The following is a 16,589-nucleotide window of genomic DNA, read 5'->3' on the forward strand; positions in this document are numbered from 1 at the left end:
TCAGCGGCCCTTGGGTGCGGCGGCGTCGCCCTGACCCTGCCGCTGCTGCGTGATGCTCTGCGGGCTGCTCGCCGGCACCGGCCTGATGTCGGCGTTGGGCCGGAGGCGCGCGATGCCCTGGGTGATCACCTTGTCGCCAGCCTGGAGGCCGCCGGTCACGACCCAGAAGGCGCCCTGGGTGCGGGGTGTCGTCACCTGACGTTGCACCGCCTTGTTGTCAGGGCCCACGACATAGACGGCGGCATTGCCCTTCGGATCGCGGGTCACCGCTGCCTGCGGCACCAGGAAGGCATTGTTGTTGATCCCCTGGGCGAACACCGCGCGGACGAACATGCCCGGCAGCAGCAGCCCGTCGGGGTTGGGGAAGGTCGCGCGCAACGTCACCGTGCCGGTGCCCTGATCGACCGTCACCTCGGAGAACTGCACGGTGCCGGTGTGACCATACTCGGTGCCGTCCTCGAGCTTGAGCCGCACCTGCGCGCTGGTCGGCACGATGCTGCCCGAAGCGAGCGAGCGGCGCAGCGTCAGCAGGTCGGTGCTCGACTGCTGGATGTCGACGAACATCGGGTCGAGCCGCTGGATCACCGCGAGCGGATCGGCCTGGTTGCTGGTGACCAGCGCGCCCACGGTGGCGAGGCTGCGGCCGATGCGGCCGGTGATGGGGGCGGGGACGCGCGTGAACCTCAGGCTCACCTGCGCCGATTCGAGCGCGGCCCGGTTCTGTGCGACCGAGGCCTGCGCCTGGCGCGCCTGGGCGAGGGCGTCGGTATAGTCCTGCTTGCTCACCGCCTCGGCGGCGGCGAGCGGCTTGTAGCGGTCGGCGCGGATGCGCGCGGCCTCGAGCTGCGCGGCGGCGGCGGAGAGATTGGCGCGCGCCTGGTTGGCGGTCGCCTGATAGATGCTGGGATCGATCTGGTAGAGCGTCTGGCCGGCGCGGACGATGCCGCCTTCGGTGAACAGCCGCTTCTGGATGATGCCCGAGACCTGCGGACGAACCTCCGACGTCTCGAACGCGGCGGTGCGAGCGGCGAGCTCGGTGGTCACTGGCACCGAGGTCGGCTGCACCACCACATAGCCGACCGTCGCCGGCCCGCCGGCATTGCCCCCGCGGCCGCCTCCGCCCTTCTGCTGCGCGGCATCGCCGCCACCGCAGGCGCCCAGCATCAGCGCCGCCGCCGTGACACCCGCACGCCACGCCATCCTGCCGTTCCGGAAGCCGTTGGAGGAAGCGCTCAAACTCATTAACACCTCATCGTTCGGGCGATCGCGCGACGGGTTTTTCGCAACGCAACAGGGGATCGTCCGGGCGCGTTCGCCCATCCCGTCATACGTGGCAATGGGAATAATGTAGCAAAATGTCGCAAGCGGCTCGGAGACGACGATGATCCTGCATGGCTATTGGCGGTCCTCGGCGGCGTATCGCGCGCGAATCGGCCTGAATCTCAAGGGGCTCGCCTATGAGCAGGTCACCCACGACCTGCGGTCGGGCGCACAGGCGGCGCCGGACTATGTCGCGAAATCGCCGCAGGGACTGGTGCCCGCGCTGGAGGTGGGCGACCGCGTCTTCGTCCAGAGCCTGGCGATCCTGGAATGGCTCGACGAGACGCATCCCACGCCGCCGTTCCTGCCCGCCGATCCCGACGATCGCGCGGTCGTACGGGCGATGGCGCTCGCGGTCGCGGCGGACATCCATCCGGTCAACAACCTGCGCATCGTCAATGCCCTGCGCTCCGAGTTCGGCGCCGACGGCCACGCCGTGGCCGCCTGGATGCAGCGCTGGATGGCGGCGGGGTTCGAGGCGCTTGAGGTGATGGTCGCCCGCCACGGCGGGCGCTTCGCGTTCGGCGATGCGGTCGGGCTCGCCGACATCCTGCTGGTGCCGCAGTGGTACAATGCCGAGCGCTACAGGCTCGACACCTCATCCTGGCCGCGGCTCGCCGCTGCGGTCGCCAGCGCCCGCGCGCTCCCAGCCTTCGTCGAGGCCGAGCCGGAGCGCCAGCCCGACGCCGATTGACTTCGCAACCGCAACAACCCTAATCCGCGCATCAGATGGTGCCGGGCGACCGGCGAAGAGGGAAGCCGGTGCAAATCCGGCGCTGTGCCCGCAACTGTAAGCCGGGAGCTCACGGTCAATCATGTCACTGGAGGCGTCCTGCCTCCGGGAAGACGGCCGGAAGTGACGATCGGCGAGCCAGGAAACCTGCCATCGCGTCGTTCGTGCCGGGCCGGGTCCAGCCGCGGGCATGGGGAGGTTTCCCCTCGTAACGACAGCCGATGGCCATCGTCGCGCCCTTCAGCCGGGCGGGCCGGAAATGTCGTTGCTGCTCGCCCCAAGTCGACGCCGGGCGGGCGAGGGAAGTTCGAATGATCCGATCCGCATTGTTCCTGGCCGGGGCCGCCGCGCTGGCGCTGCCCGCCCATGCCCAGGACGTATCCGACCAGGGCGACGACATCATTGTCACCTCCGCGCGTGCCGCGCAGCCGGCCGACCAGACCGGCCAGGCCGTCACCGTCATCACCCGCGACGAGGTCGAGCGCCGCCAGACCGTCTCCATCGCCGACCTGCTCGCCACCACCCCCGGCGTGCAGGTGACGCGCAGCGGCGGCGTCGGCACGCTCACCAGCGTCGCCATCCGCGGCGCCGCGAGCGAGCACACCCTGGTCGTGATCGACGGCGTGCGCGTCAACGACCCCTCGTCGCCGGCCGGCGCGTTCGACTTCGCCAACCTGCTGTCAAGCTCAGTCGCCCGGGTCGAGGTGGTGCGCGGGCCGGACTCGGTGCCGTGGGGCAGCCAGGCGATCGGCGGCGTCGTCAATGTCATCACCGAGCAGCCCGGCGAGGGGCTCCAGGCGCGCGCCAATGCCGAATACGGCTATGCCGACAGCGTGTTCACGAGCGGCGGCGTCTCCGGACGAAGCGGCGCGCTCTCCGGATCGCTCACCGCCGGCTACCTGCGCACCGATGGCATCTCCGCGGCGGCGGACGGCAGCGAGCGCGACGGCTATCGCCAGTTCGGCGCGACCGGCCGGATCGGCGTCGAGATCGTGCCCGGCATCGGCCTCGACCTGCGCGGCTATTATGCCGACAGCCGCACCGACCTCGACGGCTTCCCGCCGCCGGCCTTCACGCTGGCCGACACGCCCGAATATTCCAAGGCGCAGGAGATCTACGGCTATGCCGGGCTCCATGCCGACCTCGCCGGCGGGCGGTTCAGGAACCGGATCGCCTTCACCATCGCCGACGTGAACCGCGACAATTTCGATCCGACCCTCGGCTCGGACCCGAGCTTCTTCGCGCGAGGCCGCAGCGAGCGCTACGAATATCAGGGCGACTTCACCATCGTCGAGCAGGTCCGCGCGGTGTTCGGGGCCGAGCATGAGGACAGCCGCTTCTATGACGGCACGCTGCGCAAGTCGGCGGGGCTGACCAGCGTCTACGGCGAACTGATCGTGCGCTCGATCGATGTGCTGACCGTGACCGGCGGCGTCCGCAACGACGACAGCGACACCTTTGGCAATCACACCAGCTTCAGCGCCAACGCCGCGCTGGCGCTGAAGACGCGCACCACCATCCGCGCGAGCTATGCCGAGGGCTTCCGCGCGCCGTCGCTCTATGAGCGGTTCAGCTCGTTCGGCGACGAGAACCTCCGGCCCGAGACCGCGAAGAGCTGGGACATCGGCGTCGAGCAGGCGCTGCTCGACGGGCGGCTGCGCTTCGGCGCGACCTATTTCGACCGCAGCATCCGCAACCGCATCAATTTCGACATGGGCTGCTTCTGCTACGGCAACATCGACCGCACCCATGTGCAGGGCGTCGAGGCGGGGCTGACGGTGCGGCCGGTCGACGATCTCAGCTTCAGCGCCAACTACACCTGGATGGAGCCGCTCAACCGTTCGGCGGGCTTCGACGGGCTCGACCTCCAGCGGCGCCCCCGCGACCAGTGGAGCGTGAGCGCCGACTATCGCCTGCCGTTCGGCCTGTCGGCCGGCGCGACCTTGCTGGTGGCGGGCGACAGCTTCGACGATGCCGCCAACCGGGTGCGGCTCGACGGCTATGCCATCGCCGGCATCCGTGCGGAGATGCCGATCGGCGATCGCTTCTCGATCTACGGCCGGGTCGATAACCTGTTCGACGAGCGGTACCAGACCGTGGCGGGCTACGGCACCTATGGTCGCGCGGCCTATGGGGGCGTGCGGTTGAAGCTATGAAGGCTGGCCGCGAGCTTCGTGCTCCTGCGAAGGCAGGAGCCCTGTGACACATGCAGCTCGGCTCGCGGCCTGGGCTCCTGCCTTCGCAGGAGCACGTGTCGTTTCGATCCGGCCCGGAAGAAACCGCTTTCCTAATAGGATTTGCCTTGCTTGGATCCATCTGCGGCTGCCGTGGCGCAGCCGCGGGGATAAGTGGAGCAAAGTGAACGAATGCAGCGCGACTCCCTTCACTTTTGCGACGGTCGCGCGAGGTATCGGGATGTGGATCCGACCTAAGGCGATCCTGCTCGCGATGCTGACCGCCGGCTGCGCCGCCGCGCCGCCGGCGGCGGTGGCGCCGGCGCGGCCGATGCGGGTGGTGAGCCTCGATTATTGCGCCGACCAGTACGTCCTCCGCCTGCTGCCGCGCGGGCGCATCCTGGCGGTGTCGCCGGACGCCGCCGCCGAGTTCTCCTACATGCGCGACGCGGCGAAGGGCGTGCGGCAGGTGCGGCCGTCGGCGGAGGACGTGCTGCTGCTGAAGCCCGATCTCGTCGTGCGCAGCTATGGCGGCGGGCCCAATGCGGAGGCGATGTTCGCGCGCGCCGGCGTGCAGGTGCTCCAGCTCGGCTATGCCGACGACCTCGCCGGCGTGCGGCGGGTGCTGGTCGAGACCGCCGCCGGCCTCGGCGAGCGGGCGAGGGGCGAGGCGATGGCGCGCAGCTTCGACGCCCGCCTAGCGGCGCTCCGGCGCGGCGGGAGCGGGCGGAGCGCACTCTACCTCACGCCGGGCGGGGTGACGGCGGGGCCGGGAACGATGATCGATGCGATGTTCGCCGCGGCCGGCCTCCGCAATTTCCAGACCGCGCCGGGATGGGGCACGATCCCGCTCGAACGGCTCGCCTATGACACGCCGGACGTGGTCGCCAGTGCCTTCCTCGACACGCGCTGGAAGCGGCCCGATCCGTGGAGCGCGGCCGGTCATCCGCTGGTGCGCCGTCTCGCCAGGCGGTCCACGGCGAACCTCTCCGGTGCATCGACGGCGTGCGGCGGCTGGTTCGTGCTCGACGCGGTCGAGGTGATGGCGAAGGCGGCTACGCGATGAGGCTCGTCCTGCTCCTCGCGCTGGCCTGCCTCGTCGCGCTGGTGGCCGCGTGTTTTCTCGGCTCGGTGCCGCTGCCCGCGCCGCGCCTGCTCGCAGCGCTGATGGGAGGAGGCGACGTGGGCGACCGCCTTGTCGTCTGGGCGATCCGCCTGCCGCGTGCGCTCGCGGCCCTGTTGGCGGGGGCCGCGCTCGGGATGAGCGGGGCGGCGCTGCAAGGGCTGCTCCGCAATCCGCTCGCCGAGCCCGGCGTGCTCGGCGTCTCGGCCTCGGCGGCGCTGACCGCGACGGTGGCGCTCTACTACGGCCTCGCCGGCGCCTGGCTGTTCGCGCTGCCGCTCGCCTCGATCCTCGGCGCGCTGGCGGCGACCGCGCTGATCGCCGGCGTGGCGCTCCGGACCAGCTCGGTGACGACGCTGATCCTGGTCGGCGTCGGCCTGTCGAGCTTCGCCGGCTCGGTGATGGCGCTGCTGCTCAACCTCGCGCCCAATCCCTTCACCCTGACCGACATGGTCAATTGGACGCTGGGATCGGTCGCCAACCGCAGCTTCGACGAGATCGGCGCGGCGGCGCCGTTCCTGGCGCTGGGCGGGGCGATCCTGCTCGCGAGCCGCCGCGGCCTCTCCGCGCTGATGCTCGGCGAGGAAGCCGCTGCCGGCATCGGCCTCGACCTCCGACGCCAGCGGATCGCGGTGGTGCTGGGCGCGGGGCTGCTCACCGGCGGCTCGATCGCGATCGCCGGGGCGATCGGCTTCGTCGGCATCGTCGCGCCGCATCTGGTGCGGCCCTGGGTCGGCCATGATCCGGCGCGCAGCCTGGTGCCTTCGGCGCTGCTCGCCGGGCTGTTCCTGGTGCTCGCCGACATCGGCGTGCGGCTGATCCCGACGGCCAACGAGCTGCGCCTCGGCGTGGTCGCGGCGCTGGTCGGCGCGCCCTTGTTCGTGCTGATCGCGGCGCGGAGACGCGGCGCATGATCGCCGCCGAGGGCCTGACCCGCAGCGGCATCGTCGAGGATGCGTCCTTCACGCTCGCGCCCGGCGAGCTGGTGGTGCTGCTCGGCCCCAACGGCGCCGGCAAGACGACGCTGCTCCGGATGGCGCTCGGGCTGCTCCATGCCGACAGGGGGCGCGTGACGATCGGGGGCGACGACCCCCGCCGGCTCGCGGCGGCCGAGCGGGCGCGCCGTGTCTCCTATCTTCCCCAGGCCCGGCCGCTCGCCTGGCCGGCGAAGGTGCGCGACGTCGTCGCGCTCGGCCGCTTCGCTCATGGCGCGGCACCGGCGCGCCTCGGCGAGGCCGATCGGACGGCCGTGGCGCACGCGCTTGCCGCCTGCGACCTCCGGCCGCTCGCCGACCGTGCTGCCGACACGCTGTCGGGCGGCGAGCTCGCCCGCGTCCATCTCGCCCGCGCGCTGGCGGCGGAGGCGCCGCTGATCGTCGCGGACGAGCCGGTCGCCTCGCTCGATCCGCGTCACCAGCATCGCGTGCTCGGCCTGCTGCGCGATTTCGTCGAGCGGGGCGGCGGGGCGCTCGCGGTGCTCCACGACCTCCCGCTGGCGGCGCGCTATGCCGACCGGCTCGTGTGGATGAAGCACGGCCGTATCGTCGCGAGCGGGGGCGTCGCGGAGACGATGACGGTGGAGCAGATTGCCGGTATCTACGGTGTCGCGGCCCGGATCGACGGTCCGGACGTGATCGTCGATGGAGTGTCGCCGCCGGATAGGCGTATCAACCGGGAGTGAGCATGGCCTATTTCCTGGGGATCGACGCAGGCGGCAGCCATTGCCGCAGCCGGCTGATCGACGCGAGCGGCACGATCCTGGGCACCGGCGAGACCGGGCCGGCCAATGCGCGCATCGGCATGGAGCGGTTGCAGGCGACGCTGATGGATGCCGCCGGTCAGGCGATCGCGATGGCCGGGCTCGGCGGCGAAGACGTGGCGACGATCGCCGCCGGCATGGGCATCGCCGGGCTGTCGCATCCGGGCGCGCGGGATGCGCTGGCCGCGATCGCCTGGCCCTTCGCCTCGATGCATTTCGAGACCGACGCCGTCATCGCCAACATCGGTGCGCATATGGGTGGGGACGGCGCGACGCTGGTGATCGGCACCGGCAGCATCGCCCAGATCCGCTTCGAGGGGAAGAATTTCGCGATCGGCGGCTACGGCTTCCCGATCTCAGACGAGGGCAGCGGCGCCGCGCTCGGCCTCAGCGCGATGCGGCACGCGTTGCGCGCGCTGGACGGGCGCACCAGGCCGACGCCGCTCAGCAGCGCCGTCACCGCGCGTTTCGACCACGAGACCGCGCGGGCGATCGCATGGATGGATCAGGCGACCCCGCGCGACTATGCAGCCTTCGCGCCGCTGGTGATGGACTATGCCGAGGCCAACGACGCGATCGCCCGCTCGATCGTCGAGGATGCCGCGCAGCATATCGAGCGGTTCATCGAGACGATCTTCGAGCGCGGCGCGCCGCGCTGCGCGCTGGTCGGCGGCCTGGCGTCGCGGATGAAGCCTTGGCTGCGTTCGCGGACGGTGGCGCGGTTGTCGGAGCCGCTCGGCGATCCGCTCGACGGGGCGCTGCATCTGGCGGGGTTTCGGAGAGTCTGACCGCAACTGCCCGCCGTCACCCCGGCGGAGGCCGGGGTCCACCAGGCGGAGGCTTTTCGATTGAGCTCTTGTCCAGTGCGAGCGGCACGGTGGACCCCGGCCTCCGCCGGGGTGACGGTGAGGTTATTCTCCCACGTCGGACATCTCGCCGGCGATCCAGGTGCGGGTCATGCGCAGGTCCTCATCGAGATGGACCAAGTCGGCGCGCAGGCCCGGGGCGATCGCCCCCGTCTCGCGGTCGAGGCGAAGGAAGCGCGCTGGATTGGCGCTCGCCAGCCGCGACGCCTCGCCGATATCCAGCCCCAGCATCGCGGTCGCGTTGCGGACCGCGTCGGCCATGGTCAGCGCTGCCCCTGCCAGCGTGCCGTCTTCCGCGCGCAACGTGCCGTCGTCCACGACGATCTCCCGCCCCATCAGCGTGAAGCGGGTCATGTCGGTGCCGGCCGGCGGCATCGCGTCGGTGACCAGCATCGCTCGGTCGAGCCCACGCCCGGCGAGCGCGATGCGCAGCGTCGCCGGGGCGACGTGATGGCCGTCGACGATCAGCCCGAACATGCTCGCACGATCGTCGAGCGCGGCGCCGACCATGCCCGGCTCGCGGCTGCCGAGCTGGGTCATCGCGTTGAACAGATGGGTGAAACCCGCCAGCCCCTCGTCGAGCGCGATGCGCGCCTCGGCATGGCTCGCCATGCTGTGCCCGGCCGAGACGATCACGCCCGCCGCGGTCAGCGCGCGGATCGCTCCGGGCGGCGCCAGCTCGGGTGCCAGGGTCAGCAGCCGCGCGCCGCGGCCCGGCCGGGTGAGGAGCGCCAGCGCCTCGTCGTCAAGGATGCGGAACTTGCCGGGATCATGGATGCCGTGCTTCTCGGGGTTGAGGAACGGCCCCTCGACATGGATGCCGAGCACGCCCGGCACACCCGCGGCGATCGCCTGGTCCACCGCCGCGATCGCGCGGTCGACCACCTCCAGGCCGTCGCTGATCAGCGTCGGCAGCAGGCCGGTGGTGCCGAACCGGCGATGCGCGGCGGCGATCGCGGCGATGCCCTCGACGGTCGGCGTGTCGTTGAACAGCACGCCGCCGCCGCCGTTGACCTGTGTATCGACGAAGCCGGGGAGGAGCCAGCCGCCGTCGAGCTCGACCGTCCGGTCCGCCTCCGGCCGCGCGCCGGCGGCGAGCAGGCGGCGGATGCGCCCGCGCTCGATCAGCAATCCGCGGGGGCATGGCTCGCCGTGGGGCGAGAGCACGCGCGCGCCGAGGATCGCGGTGGTGGTCATCGCCGCCGTCATAGGGCCGATGCTGGGCACTGGCCAGTTTCGGCATTAGGGTCCGGCCCCATGCCCACCGAGACCGCAGACCCGCGCTATGTCGACCTCGACCGCTGGCCGACCGCAACCGCCGTGGAGGCCATGCTGGAAGGGCAGCTCGCCGCCGTCGCTGCGCTCAAGAGCCAGACCGGCGCCATCGCCGCCGCGGCCGAGGCGGCGGCGGCGCGGCTCCGCGACGAGGGACGGCTGATCTATGCCGGGGCGGGCACCTCCGGCCGGGTCGCGGTGCAGGACGGGGTGGAGCTGACGCCGACCTATAGCTGGCCGGGCGAGCGGCTGGTGTTCCTGCTCGCTGGCGGCATGGCCGCGCTCGCGCGAAGTGTCGAAGGCGCCGAGGACAACGCGCAACAAGGTTACACCGAAGTTGCCACGGCGGGGATCGGGCGGAGCGACGTCGTTATTGGCGTCGCGGCCAGCGGGCGAACATCATATACGATTTCGGTGATCGAGGCGGCGCGTCGCGCCGGCGCGCTCACGATCGGCGTCGCCAACAACGCGGGCACGCCGCTGCTCGCCGCCGCCGAGCATCCGATCCTGGCCGATACCGGCAGCGAGCTGGTCGCCGGCTCGACGCGGATGAAGGCGGGGACGGCGCAGAAGGTGGCGCTCAACCTCCTCTCGACCGCGATCATGCTGCGGCTGGGGCGCGTCTATCGCGGACTGATGGTCAACATGCGCGTGTCGAATGCGAAGCTCGAGACGCGCGCCAACGCGATCGTGCGGGAGGCGGCGGGGGTCGCGGAGGATCGGGCGGCCGCCGCGCTGGCGGAGGCGGACAACGATATCGCCTGCGCGATCCTGATCGCGCGCGGGATGGATGCGGCGGCGGCGGCGGAGCTCCTGCGCCGTCATCAGGGCGACCTGCGCGGTGCGATCGGGGGTTAGGATCGATCGACGCCGAGGGGACGACCGACATCTCAACCGTTCCAGCCGTCACCCCGGCACAAGTCCGGGGCGACGGCTGGGAGCCGGGCTACGGAAGACCTGCAATCCCAAATGTCGATCCGTCCTAGCCGATGCGGTCGAGCACGCCGCGTTCGGTGATGTAGCCGGTAACCAGGCGGGCGGGCGTGATGTCGAACGCCGGGTTGCGCGTCGGCGAGGCGGTGACGCGCACCGTGGCGGGCGCGCCGTCGCCGCCGGGGCCGGTGAGCAGCGCCAGCTCGTCGCCGTCGCGCTCCTCGATCGGCACCGCGTCGCCGCTCGGGGTCGCGGGATCGAAGGTGGTGTAGGGCAGCGCGACGTAGAAGGGCACGCCGTTGTCGTGCGCCGCCAGCGCCTTCAGATAGGTGCCGATCTTGTTGCACACGTCGCCGTTGGCGGTGACGCGGTCGGTACCGACGATCACCGCGTCGACCTGGCCGCGCATCATCAGCAGCCCGCCGGCATTGTCGGCGATCACGCTGTGCGGCACGCCGTGGTTGGCGAGCTCGAAGGCGGTGAGCAGCGCGCCCTGGTTGCGCGGCCGCGTCTCGTCGACCCAGACGTGGAGCGGGAGGCCGGCATCGTGCGCGAGGTAGATCGGCGCGGTGGCGGTGCCGTAGTCGACCGTCGCCAGCCAGCCGGCGTTGCAGTGGGTGAGGACGTTGAGCGGCCGGTCGGGACGGCGGGCGTGCAGCGCTTTCACGAGCTCCAGCCCATGCTCGCCGATCGCGCGGCACAGCGCGGCGTCCTCGTCACAGATCGCGTCGGCGCGGGCGAAGGCGGCCTCGGCACGGGCTGCCGGCGGGAGCGGGCGCACCGCTTCCGCCACTTGGTCGAGCGCCCAGCGCAGGTTGACCGCGGTCGGCCGCGTGGCGAGCAGCATCGCATGGGCGGCGTCGAGCACGGCGTCGCTCGCGTCCTCCGCCAGCGCCATCGCCAAGCCATAGGCGGCGGTGGCGCCGATCATCGGGGCGCCGCGGGTCCACATTTCGCGGATCGCGCGCGCGGCTTCGTCGGCGCTGCGCAGCTCCACCCAGCGGATCTCCCACGGCAGCAACCGCTGGTCGAGGATGCGCGCGCCGCGCCCGTCGGCGGTGCGCGTGATCGAGCGGGTGGGGCGGCCTTCCAGGATCATGGCAGCACCTCGGCCAGGCTGGCGACGTCACCGCCGTCGCCGTCGCGGTCGATCAGCAGCGCGGCTAGGCCGGCCTCCCGCGCCGCATCGGTCTCGGCCGCGACGTCGGAGACGAACAATATGTCCTCCGGCGCCAGGCCCAGCGCGTCGGCGATCGCGCGATAGGATCCGGGCTCGCGCTTGGCGCCGACGTGCGTGTCGAAATGGCCGGACAGCAACGGCGTGAGGTCGCCGGCGATGCTGTGCGCGAACAGCTGCTTCTGCGCGGTGACCGAGCCCGACGAGTAGATGTGCACCGCGATGCCGGCCTCGCGCCAGCGCCGCAGCGCCGCGACCGTGTCGGGATAGACATGGCCTTTGAGCGTGCCGTCGGCATAGCCCTGCGCCCAGATCATCCCCTGCAACGTCTTGAGCGGCGTCGCCTTGCGATCCTCGTCGATCCAGCGGAGCAGGGTGGCGACCGGGTCCTCGTCCGGGGTCTCGGTCCGCACCTCGTCCAGCAATGGCGCCGTCTCTGCCGGATGGTGCGCGACGAAGTCGGCGAGATGCGCGCGGGCGTAGGGGAACAGCATGTCGGCGACGAAGGCGATGCTGCTGGTCGTGCCCTCGACGTCGAGGAGCACGGCGCGGGGGAGGCGAGGCACCGAGGTCAGGCCGCTACCGACTCGTGGCGCGGGAAATGGCTGGCGATGTCGTCGCCGGTCATCTGCGCCACCCAGCCGTCGGGATTGATGAACAGCCGGATCGCGGCGAAGCGCGGCGAGGGGCCCATGTCGAACCAGTGGCGCATCCCCGCCGGCACCGAGATGAGGTCGCCGGCTGTGCACAGCAGCGCATGGACCTTGCCGCCCTCGTGCAGCGTGAACAGCCCTTCGCCCTCGACGAAGAAGCGCACCTCGTCCTCCGAATGGCGATGCTCGTCGAGGAACTTGGTGCGGAGCGCCGCGCGGTCGGGGTGGTCGGGGCGCATCCGGACGATGTCGACCGACTGATAGCCGCCCTCCGCGCGCAGCCGGTCGATCTCGGGCGCGTAGGTGGCGAGCACATCGGCGTCGCTCGCATCCGCGGCAATCTCGTGCAGCGGCCAGCGTTCGAAGCGCGCACCGATCTTCGCCAGCGCGTCGGCGATGACCAAGGGATCCTCGGTGTCGAGCTCGGGCGAGGCGCCGTCCTGCTCGTCGTAGCGGCGAAGGCGGGTCATGGCTTACATCCTCATGCGGAAGCTGCGCTCGGCGAGATCGGCGGCGATCAGCCATTCGATCGCCTCGGCGATGCGTTCGGCCTCCTCGACATCCTTGCCCCAGGCATAGAGGCCGTGGCTGCGGATCATGAACACGGGCAGGGTGTCGCGTTCGGTAAGCGCCGGCGCGACCGCCGCCGCGATCACCGCCATGTCCTGGCTGTTGTCGACGACCGGCAGGCTGCGCCGCGTCTCGTGCGTGGCGATGCCGGGGAAGGCCTTGAGCATCTCCTGCCCCTCGAACGCCCAGCGGCCGGCGCGCGGCTCGGCGCGGCTGAGGCCGACCGCGTTGGGCGAATGCCAGTGCAGCACGGCGCCGGTCGATGGGAACAGGCGGTAGAGCATCAGGTGCAGCCCGGTCTCGGCCGAGGGGCGGCCCTCGTCGATCGCGGTGCCGGCCGCGTTGACCCGCATGAAGTCGGAGGGCGTCAGGCGGCCCTTGTGCCGGCCCGAGCGGGTGATCGCGATGCTGCCGTCGGACAGCCGCACCGAATGGTTGCCGGAAGTGGCGGCGGCGAGGCCGTGCCGGTCGAAGCGCTCGCCGACGGCGATCAGGGCCGTCACGGCGCTCATCTGGTCGAGGGGGGTCACGTCGGCGGGCAGGGGTTCGGGCATGAACATGCCAATAGCGCGGCGGCGGTTTCGCGGGCAATGACGAGTTGCTAGGCATCCGCCTCGATTTCCTTTCGGGAAAGCCCATTCGATGAACCCCGTCTATGCCGCGCTCGGCACTACGATCTTCGAGGAGATGTCGGCGAGGGCGCGGGCGAGCGGGGCGATCAACCTGGGGCAGGGCTTTCCCGACGGCCCCGGGCCGGAGCCGGTGCTGCGCGCGGCGGCGGCGGCGCTGACGGAGCGGTCGAACCAGTATCCACCGATGCCCGGGCTCGCCGAACTGCGGCAGGCGGTCGCCGATCATTACAGGCACCATCAAGACCTAGATCTCCTCTCCGAGGAGGTGATCGTCACCTCCGGCGCCACCGAGGCGCTGGCGGCGGCGATCCTGGCGCTGGTGTCGCCGGGCGACGAGGTGCTGCTGATCCAGCCGCTCTACGACGCCTATCTGCCGCTGGTCGAGCGGGCGGGCGGGTTGCCGCGGCTGATCCGGCTGGAACCTCCCGAATGGCGGGTGAGCGAGGCGATGCTGGAAGCGGCGGCAGGCCCGCGCTCGCGTCTCCTGATCCTCAACAATCCGGTCAATCCGCTCGGTATCGCGATGCGCGGGGAAGAGCTGGCGGCGATCGCGCGCTTCTGCGTCGCGCACGACGTGGTCGTGGTCTGCGACGAGGTGTGGGAGCATGTCGTGTTCGACGGCGCCCGGCACCGGCCGCTGATCGGCTTTCCGGGGATGCGCGAGCGGACGGTCAAGATCGGCTCGGCGGGCAAGATCTTCGCGCTGACCGGGTGGAAGGTCGGCTGGATGTGCGCGGCGCCGGCGCTGGCGCGGGTGCTGTCGCGGGCGCACCAGTTCCTCACCTTCACCACGCCGCCCAACCTGCAGTGGGCGGTGGCGGAGGGGCTCGCCCGGCATGGCGGCTGGATCGAGAAGGCGAGCGCCGGCTTCCAGCGCTCGCGCGATCGGCTGGCGAAGGGGTTGGCCGGGCTGGGGCTCGCCGCGACGCACAGCGCCGCCACCTATTTCCTGTCGATCGACCTTTCCGCCTCGGGCCTCACGATGGACGATCGCGCCTTCTGCGAATGGATGCTGGAGGAGGCGGGGGTGGCCGGCATCCCGATCTCCGCCTTCTACGCCGAGGCGCCGGTCACGCATCTCGTTCGGCTGTGCTTCGCCAAGGAGGATGCGACGCTCGACGAGGCGCTCCGGCGGCTCGCCGCGGCCCTTCCCGAGCTCGAGAATCGTCGATGACCCGTTTGATGCGCGTCGCCGTCGCGGCGCTGGCCCTGCTCGCGACGAGTGCCACGCGACCGGACGAGCTGACGGAGTGGCGTGCCCAGGCTGCGCGGGTCGCGATCACGCGCGACGACTGGGGCATTGCCCATGTCCACGGCAAGAGCGACGCAGATGCCGTGTTCGGGGCGATTTATGCGCAGGCGGAGGACGATTTCCCGCGGATCGAGGCGAACCTGCTGACCGCGCTCGGCCGCACCGCCGAGGCGGAAGGGGAGGCGGCGATCTGGCAGGACCTGCGCCAGCGGCTCTATGTCGATCCCGAGGCGCTCAAGGCCGATTATGCGAGGAGTCCTGCCTGGTTGCGCGCGCTGATGGACGCGTGGGCCGGCGGGCTCAACTTCTACCTGGCGACGCATCCCGAGGTGAAGCCGCGCGTGCTCGACCGGTTCGAGCCGTGGATGGCGCTGTCCTTCACCGAAGGCAGCATCGGCGGCGACATCGAGCGGGCGGACCTCAAGAAGCTCGCCGCCTTCTACGGCGCCCCGCCCAAGGTCGCGCTGCTGGAACGCCCACACAGCGACGAGCCGAGCGGGTCCAACGGCATCGCCATCGCGCCCAAGCTGACCCGGGACGGCCACGCCCTGCTGCTGATCAACCCGCACACTAGCTTCTTCTTCCGCTCCGAGCTCGGGATGGCGAGCGACGAGGGGCTGCACGCCTATGGCGCGTCGACCTGGGGCCAGTTCTTCCTCTATCAGGGCTTCAACGAGCGGCTGGGCTGGATGCACACCTCGAGCGGCGTCGACGCGGTCGACGAGTTCGCCGAAGCGATCGAGAAGGACGGCGACCGTTACCTCTATCACCACGGCAAGATGCTGCGCCAAGTGACGGAAAAGGCGGTGACGATCGCTTACCGCCGGCCCGACGGCAGCATGGCGCGGCGCAGCTTCGCCACCTATGCCACCCACCACGGGCCGATCGTCCGCGCGGAAGGCGGCAAGTGGATCGCGTTCGCGATGATGAACAAGCCGGTACCGGCGCTCGAGCAGAGCTGGCTCAGGACCAAGGCGCGCGATTTCGCCGGCTACCTCAAGGTGGCGGCGTTGCAGGCGAACTCGTCGAACAACACCGTCTATGCCGACGCCGACGGGCATATCGCGCTGCTGCATCCGCAGTTCGTGCCGGTGCGCGACGACCGGTTCGACTATCGCGGACCGGTCGACGGCAGCGATCCGGCGGCGGACTGGCGGGGTTTGACTCCGCTCTCGAAGCTGCCCGAGGTGCGCGATCCGGCCGGCGGATGGCTCTACAACTCCAATGACGCGCCTTGGCGTGCGGCCGGCGCCGATAGCCCGCGCGAGGCGGATTTTCCGCGCTACATGGACCAGGCCGGCATCAATTTCCGCGGCGACCATGCGACGGCGCTGCTGGAGGACGCCAGGTCGCTGACGCCGGAGGGGCTGCGGCGGATCGCCTATGATCCGTGGATGCCGGGCTTCGCGATGATGGTGCCGAAGCTGGTGGCGGCATGGGAGGCGCTGCCGGGGAGCGACCCAGAGCGCGCCCGGCTCGCCGGGCCGGTGGCGCTCCTGAAGGATTGGGACGCGCGCTGGTCGGAACGCTCGGAGGCAACGACGCTCGCCAATTTCTGGGGCGAGGAGCTCTATGCCATCGCGCTGCGCGCCGCGACGCCGGTACGGGCCAATGTCTATGAATGGATGCGCGACCGGCTTACCCCCGCCGAGCGGCTGGCGGCGCTCGACCGCGCCGTCGGGCGGATGCGGCGCGAATGGGGCGGCTGGCGGGTGCCGTGGGGCGAGGTCAACCGCTTCCAGCGCAATGACGGCGCGATCGTCCAGACCTTCGACGATGCGAAGCCGAGCATCCCCGTGCCCTTCGCCTCGGCGCGCTGGGGCAGCCTCGCCTCGTTCGGCGCGCGGGCCTATCCCGGCACGCGGCGCTGGTACGGCACCAGCGGCAACAGCTTCGTCGCGATCGTCGAGTTCGGGTCCAGGGTGCGCGCCTGGGCGGTGTCGGCGGGCGGGGAGAGCGGCGATCCCGGGTCGCCGCACTTTACCGACCAGGCGAAGCACTACGCCGCCGGCGACCTGCGCCCGGTCTATTTCTATCCCGAGGACCTCAAAGGGCATATAACCCGGAGTTATCGGCCGGGTGCCAAATGATCGGTGAGGCCGGCTTGACCGGCGCGGGACGG

At 71.1% G+C, this 16,589-nt stretch carries 15 protein-coding genes and 1 riboswitch; of the genes, 9 read left to right on the top strand and 6 right to left on the bottom strand.

Translation table 11 applies throughout. From position 1 onward, the window contains the following. Positions 1-1,242: an efflux RND transporter periplasmic adaptor subunit gene (locus ACMGER_RS17920; RefSeq protein WP_496047868.1), complete on the bottom strand. Its 1,242-nt coding sequence runs from the start codon at positions 1,240-1,242 to the stop codon at positions 1-3. Between the two features lie 139 nt (positions 1,243-1,381). On the opposite strand from ACMGER_RS17920, the gene maiA reads away from it, so the two are divergent. From maiA to ACMGER_RS17950, 6 genes are all read left to right on the top strand, one after another. Further along, positions 1,382-2,014, top strand: a complete 633-nt coding sequence (gene maiA, locus ACMGER_RS17925) for a maleylacetoacetate isomerase (protein ID WP_436813516.1) — start codon at positions 1,382-1,384, stop codon at positions 2,012-2,014. A gap of 19 nt (positions 2,015-2,033) precedes the next feature. Further along, a riboswitch (cobalamin riboswitch) is annotated at positions 2,034-2,221 on the top strand. Between the two features lie 143 nt (positions 2,222-2,364). Next, positions 2,365-4,209 carry a TonB-dependent receptor plug domain-containing protein gene (locus ACMGER_RS17930; protein WP_436813517.1) on the top strand — a complete coding sequence of 615 codons (1,845 nt, stop codon included), beginning with the start codon at positions 2,365-2,367 and terminating at the stop codon, positions 4,207-4,209. A 259-nt stretch (positions 4,210-4,468) separates the two neighbouring features. Then, positions 4,469-5,293, top strand: a complete 825-nt coding sequence (locus ACMGER_RS17935; protein ID WP_436813518.1) for an ABC transporter substrate-binding protein — start codon at positions 4,469-4,471, stop codon at positions 5,291-5,293. Continuing rightward, positions 5,290-6,264, top strand: coding sequence for a FecCD family ABC transporter permease (locus ACMGER_RS17940; RefSeq protein ID WP_436813519.1), 975 nt, complete (start codon positions 5,290-5,292; stop codon positions 6,262-6,264). The genes ACMGER_RS17935 and ACMGER_RS17940 overlap by 4 nt, the downstream gene beginning before the upstream one ends. After that, on the top strand, positions 6,261-7,031 hold the full coding sequence (locus ACMGER_RS17945) for an ABC transporter ATP-binding protein (protein ID WP_436813520.1): 771 nt from the start codon (positions 6,261-6,263) through the stop codon (positions 7,029-7,031). The genes ACMGER_RS17940 and ACMGER_RS17945 overlap by 4 nt, the downstream gene beginning before the upstream one ends. 2 nt (positions 7,032-7,033) lie before the next feature. Beyond that, positions 7,034-7,897, top strand: a complete 864-nt coding sequence (locus ACMGER_RS17950) for a glucosamine kinase nucleotide-binding domain-containing protein (RefSeq protein ID WP_436813521.1) — start codon at positions 7,034-7,036, stop codon at positions 7,895-7,897. Between the two features lie 123 nt (positions 7,898-8,020). On the opposite strand, the gene nagA is transcribed toward ACMGER_RS17950, so the two are convergent. Continuing rightward, positions 8,021-9,172: an N-acetylglucosamine-6-phosphate deacetylase gene (gene nagA / locus ACMGER_RS17955; protein WP_436813522.1), complete on the bottom strand. Its 1,152-nt coding sequence runs from the start codon at positions 9,170-9,172 to the stop codon at positions 8,021-8,023. 60 nt (positions 9,173-9,232) lie between these two features. Here nagA and ACMGER_RS17960 point away from each other — a divergent pair, with 60 nt between their 5' ends. Then, the gene (locus ACMGER_RS17960; RefSeq protein WP_436813523.1) at positions 9,233-10,108 is read left to right on the top strand and encodes an N-acetylmuramic acid 6-phosphate etherase; all 876 of its coding nucleotides are present in this window, start codon (positions 9,233-9,235) and stop codon (positions 10,106-10,108) included. 124 nt (positions 10,109-10,232) lie between these two features. On the opposite strand, the gene mtnA is transcribed toward ACMGER_RS17960, so the two are convergent. The 4 genes from mtnA to mtnB are packed head-to-tail and all read right to left on the bottom strand — an operon-like array spanning position 10,233 to position 13,137. Beyond that, positions 10,233-11,282 carry an S-methyl-5-thioribose-1-phosphate isomerase gene (gene mtnA, locus ACMGER_RS17965; protein WP_436813524.1) on the bottom strand — a complete coding sequence of 350 codons (1,050 nt, stop codon included), beginning with the start codon at positions 11,280-11,282 and terminating at the stop codon, positions 10,233-10,235. After that, complete coding sequence (gene mtnC, locus ACMGER_RS17970; protein ID WP_436813525.1) at positions 11,279-11,926, bottom strand: acireductone synthase; 648 nt, start codon at positions 11,924-11,926, stop codon at positions 11,279-11,281. Before mtnC ends, mtnA begins: the two co-directional genes overlap by 4 nt. 5 nt (positions 11,927-11,931) lie before the next feature. Then, on the bottom strand, positions 11,932-12,483 hold the full coding sequence (locus tag ACMGER_RS17975; protein ID WP_436813526.1) for a 1,2-dihydroxy-3-keto-5-methylthiopentene dioxygenase: 552 nt from the start codon (positions 12,481-12,483) through the stop codon (positions 11,932-11,934). A gap of 3 nt (positions 12,484-12,486) precedes the next feature. Continuing rightward, positions 12,487-13,137 carry a methylthioribulose 1-phosphate dehydratase gene (gene mtnB / locus ACMGER_RS17980; RefSeq protein ID WP_436813527.1) on the bottom strand — a complete coding sequence of 217 codons (651 nt, stop codon included), beginning with the start codon at positions 13,135-13,137 and terminating at the stop codon, positions 12,487-12,489. 88 nt (positions 13,138-13,225) lie between these two features. On the opposite strand from mtnB, the gene ACMGER_RS17985 reads away from it, so the two are divergent. Continuing rightward, a complete protein-coding gene (locus ACMGER_RS17985) occupies positions 13,226-14,389 on the top strand; it encodes an aminotransferase (RefSeq protein ID WP_436813528.1) in 1,164 nt (387 codons plus the stop codon). Further along, positions 14,386-16,557: a penicillin acylase family protein gene (locus ACMGER_RS17990; protein ID WP_436813529.1), complete on the top strand. Its 2,172-nt coding sequence runs from the start codon at positions 14,386-14,388 to the stop codon at positions 16,555-16,557. Before ACMGER_RS17985 ends, ACMGER_RS17990 begins: the two co-directional genes overlap by 4 nt. Positions 16,558-16,589: the final 32 nt, after the last annotated feature.

This window comes from Sphingomonas astragali, assembly GCF_051400615.1.
Taxonomy (GTDB): domain Bacteria; phylum Pseudomonadota; class Alphaproteobacteria; order Sphingomonadales; family Sphingomonadaceae; genus Sphingomonas.

Coding starts and splice junctions, on each gene's coding strand:
- ACMGER_RS17920 (WP_496047868.1), bottom strand. CDS start 1,242: ATGAGTTTGAGCGCTTCCTCCAACGGCTTCCGGAACGGCAGGATGGCG.
- maiA (WP_436813516.1), top strand. CDS start 1,382: ATGATCCTGCATGGCTATTGGCGGTCCTCGGCGGCGTATCGCGCGCGA.
- ACMGER_RS17930 (WP_436813517.1), top strand. CDS start 2,365: ATGATCCGATCCGCATTGTTCCTGGCCGGGGCCGCCGCGCTGGCGCTG.
- ACMGER_RS17935 (WP_436813518.1), top strand. CDS start 4,469: ATGTGGATCCGACCTAAGGCGATCCTGCTCGCGATGCTGACCGCCGGC.
- ACMGER_RS17940 (WP_436813519.1), top strand. CDS start 5,290: ATGAGGCTCGTCCTGCTCCTCGCGCTGGCCTGCCTCGTCGCGCTGGTG.
- ACMGER_RS17945 (WP_436813520.1), top strand. CDS start 6,261: ATGATCGCCGCCGAGGGCCTGACCCGCAGCGGCATCGTCGAGGATGCG.
- ACMGER_RS17950 (WP_436813521.1), top strand. CDS start 7,034: ATGGCCTATTTCCTGGGGATCGACGCAGGCGGCAGCCATTGCCGCAGC.
- nagA (WP_436813522.1), bottom strand. CDS start 9,172: ATGACCACCACCGCGATCCTCGGCGCGCGCGTGCTCTCGCCCCACGGC.
- ACMGER_RS17960 (WP_436813523.1), top strand. CDS start 9,233: ATGCCCACCGAGACCGCAGACCCGCGCTATGTCGACCTCGACCGCTGG.
- mtnA (WP_436813524.1), bottom strand. CDS start 11,282: ATGATCCTGGAAGGCCGCCCCACCCGCTCGATCACGCGCACCGCCGAC.
- ACMGER_RS17975 (WP_436813526.1), bottom strand. CDS start 12,483: ATGACCCGCCTTCGCCGCTACGACGAGCAGGACGGCGCCTCGCCCGAG.
- mtnB (WP_436813527.1), bottom strand. CDS start 13,137: ATGCCCGAACCCCTGCCCGCCGACGTGACCCCCCTCGACCAGATGAGC.
- ACMGER_RS17985 (WP_436813528.1), top strand. CDS start 13,226: ATGAACCCCGTCTATGCCGCGCTCGGCACTACGATCTTCGAGGAGATG.
- ACMGER_RS17990 (WP_436813529.1), top strand. CDS start 14,386: ATGACCCGTTTGATGCGCGTCGCCGTCGCGGCGCTGGCCCTGCTCGCG.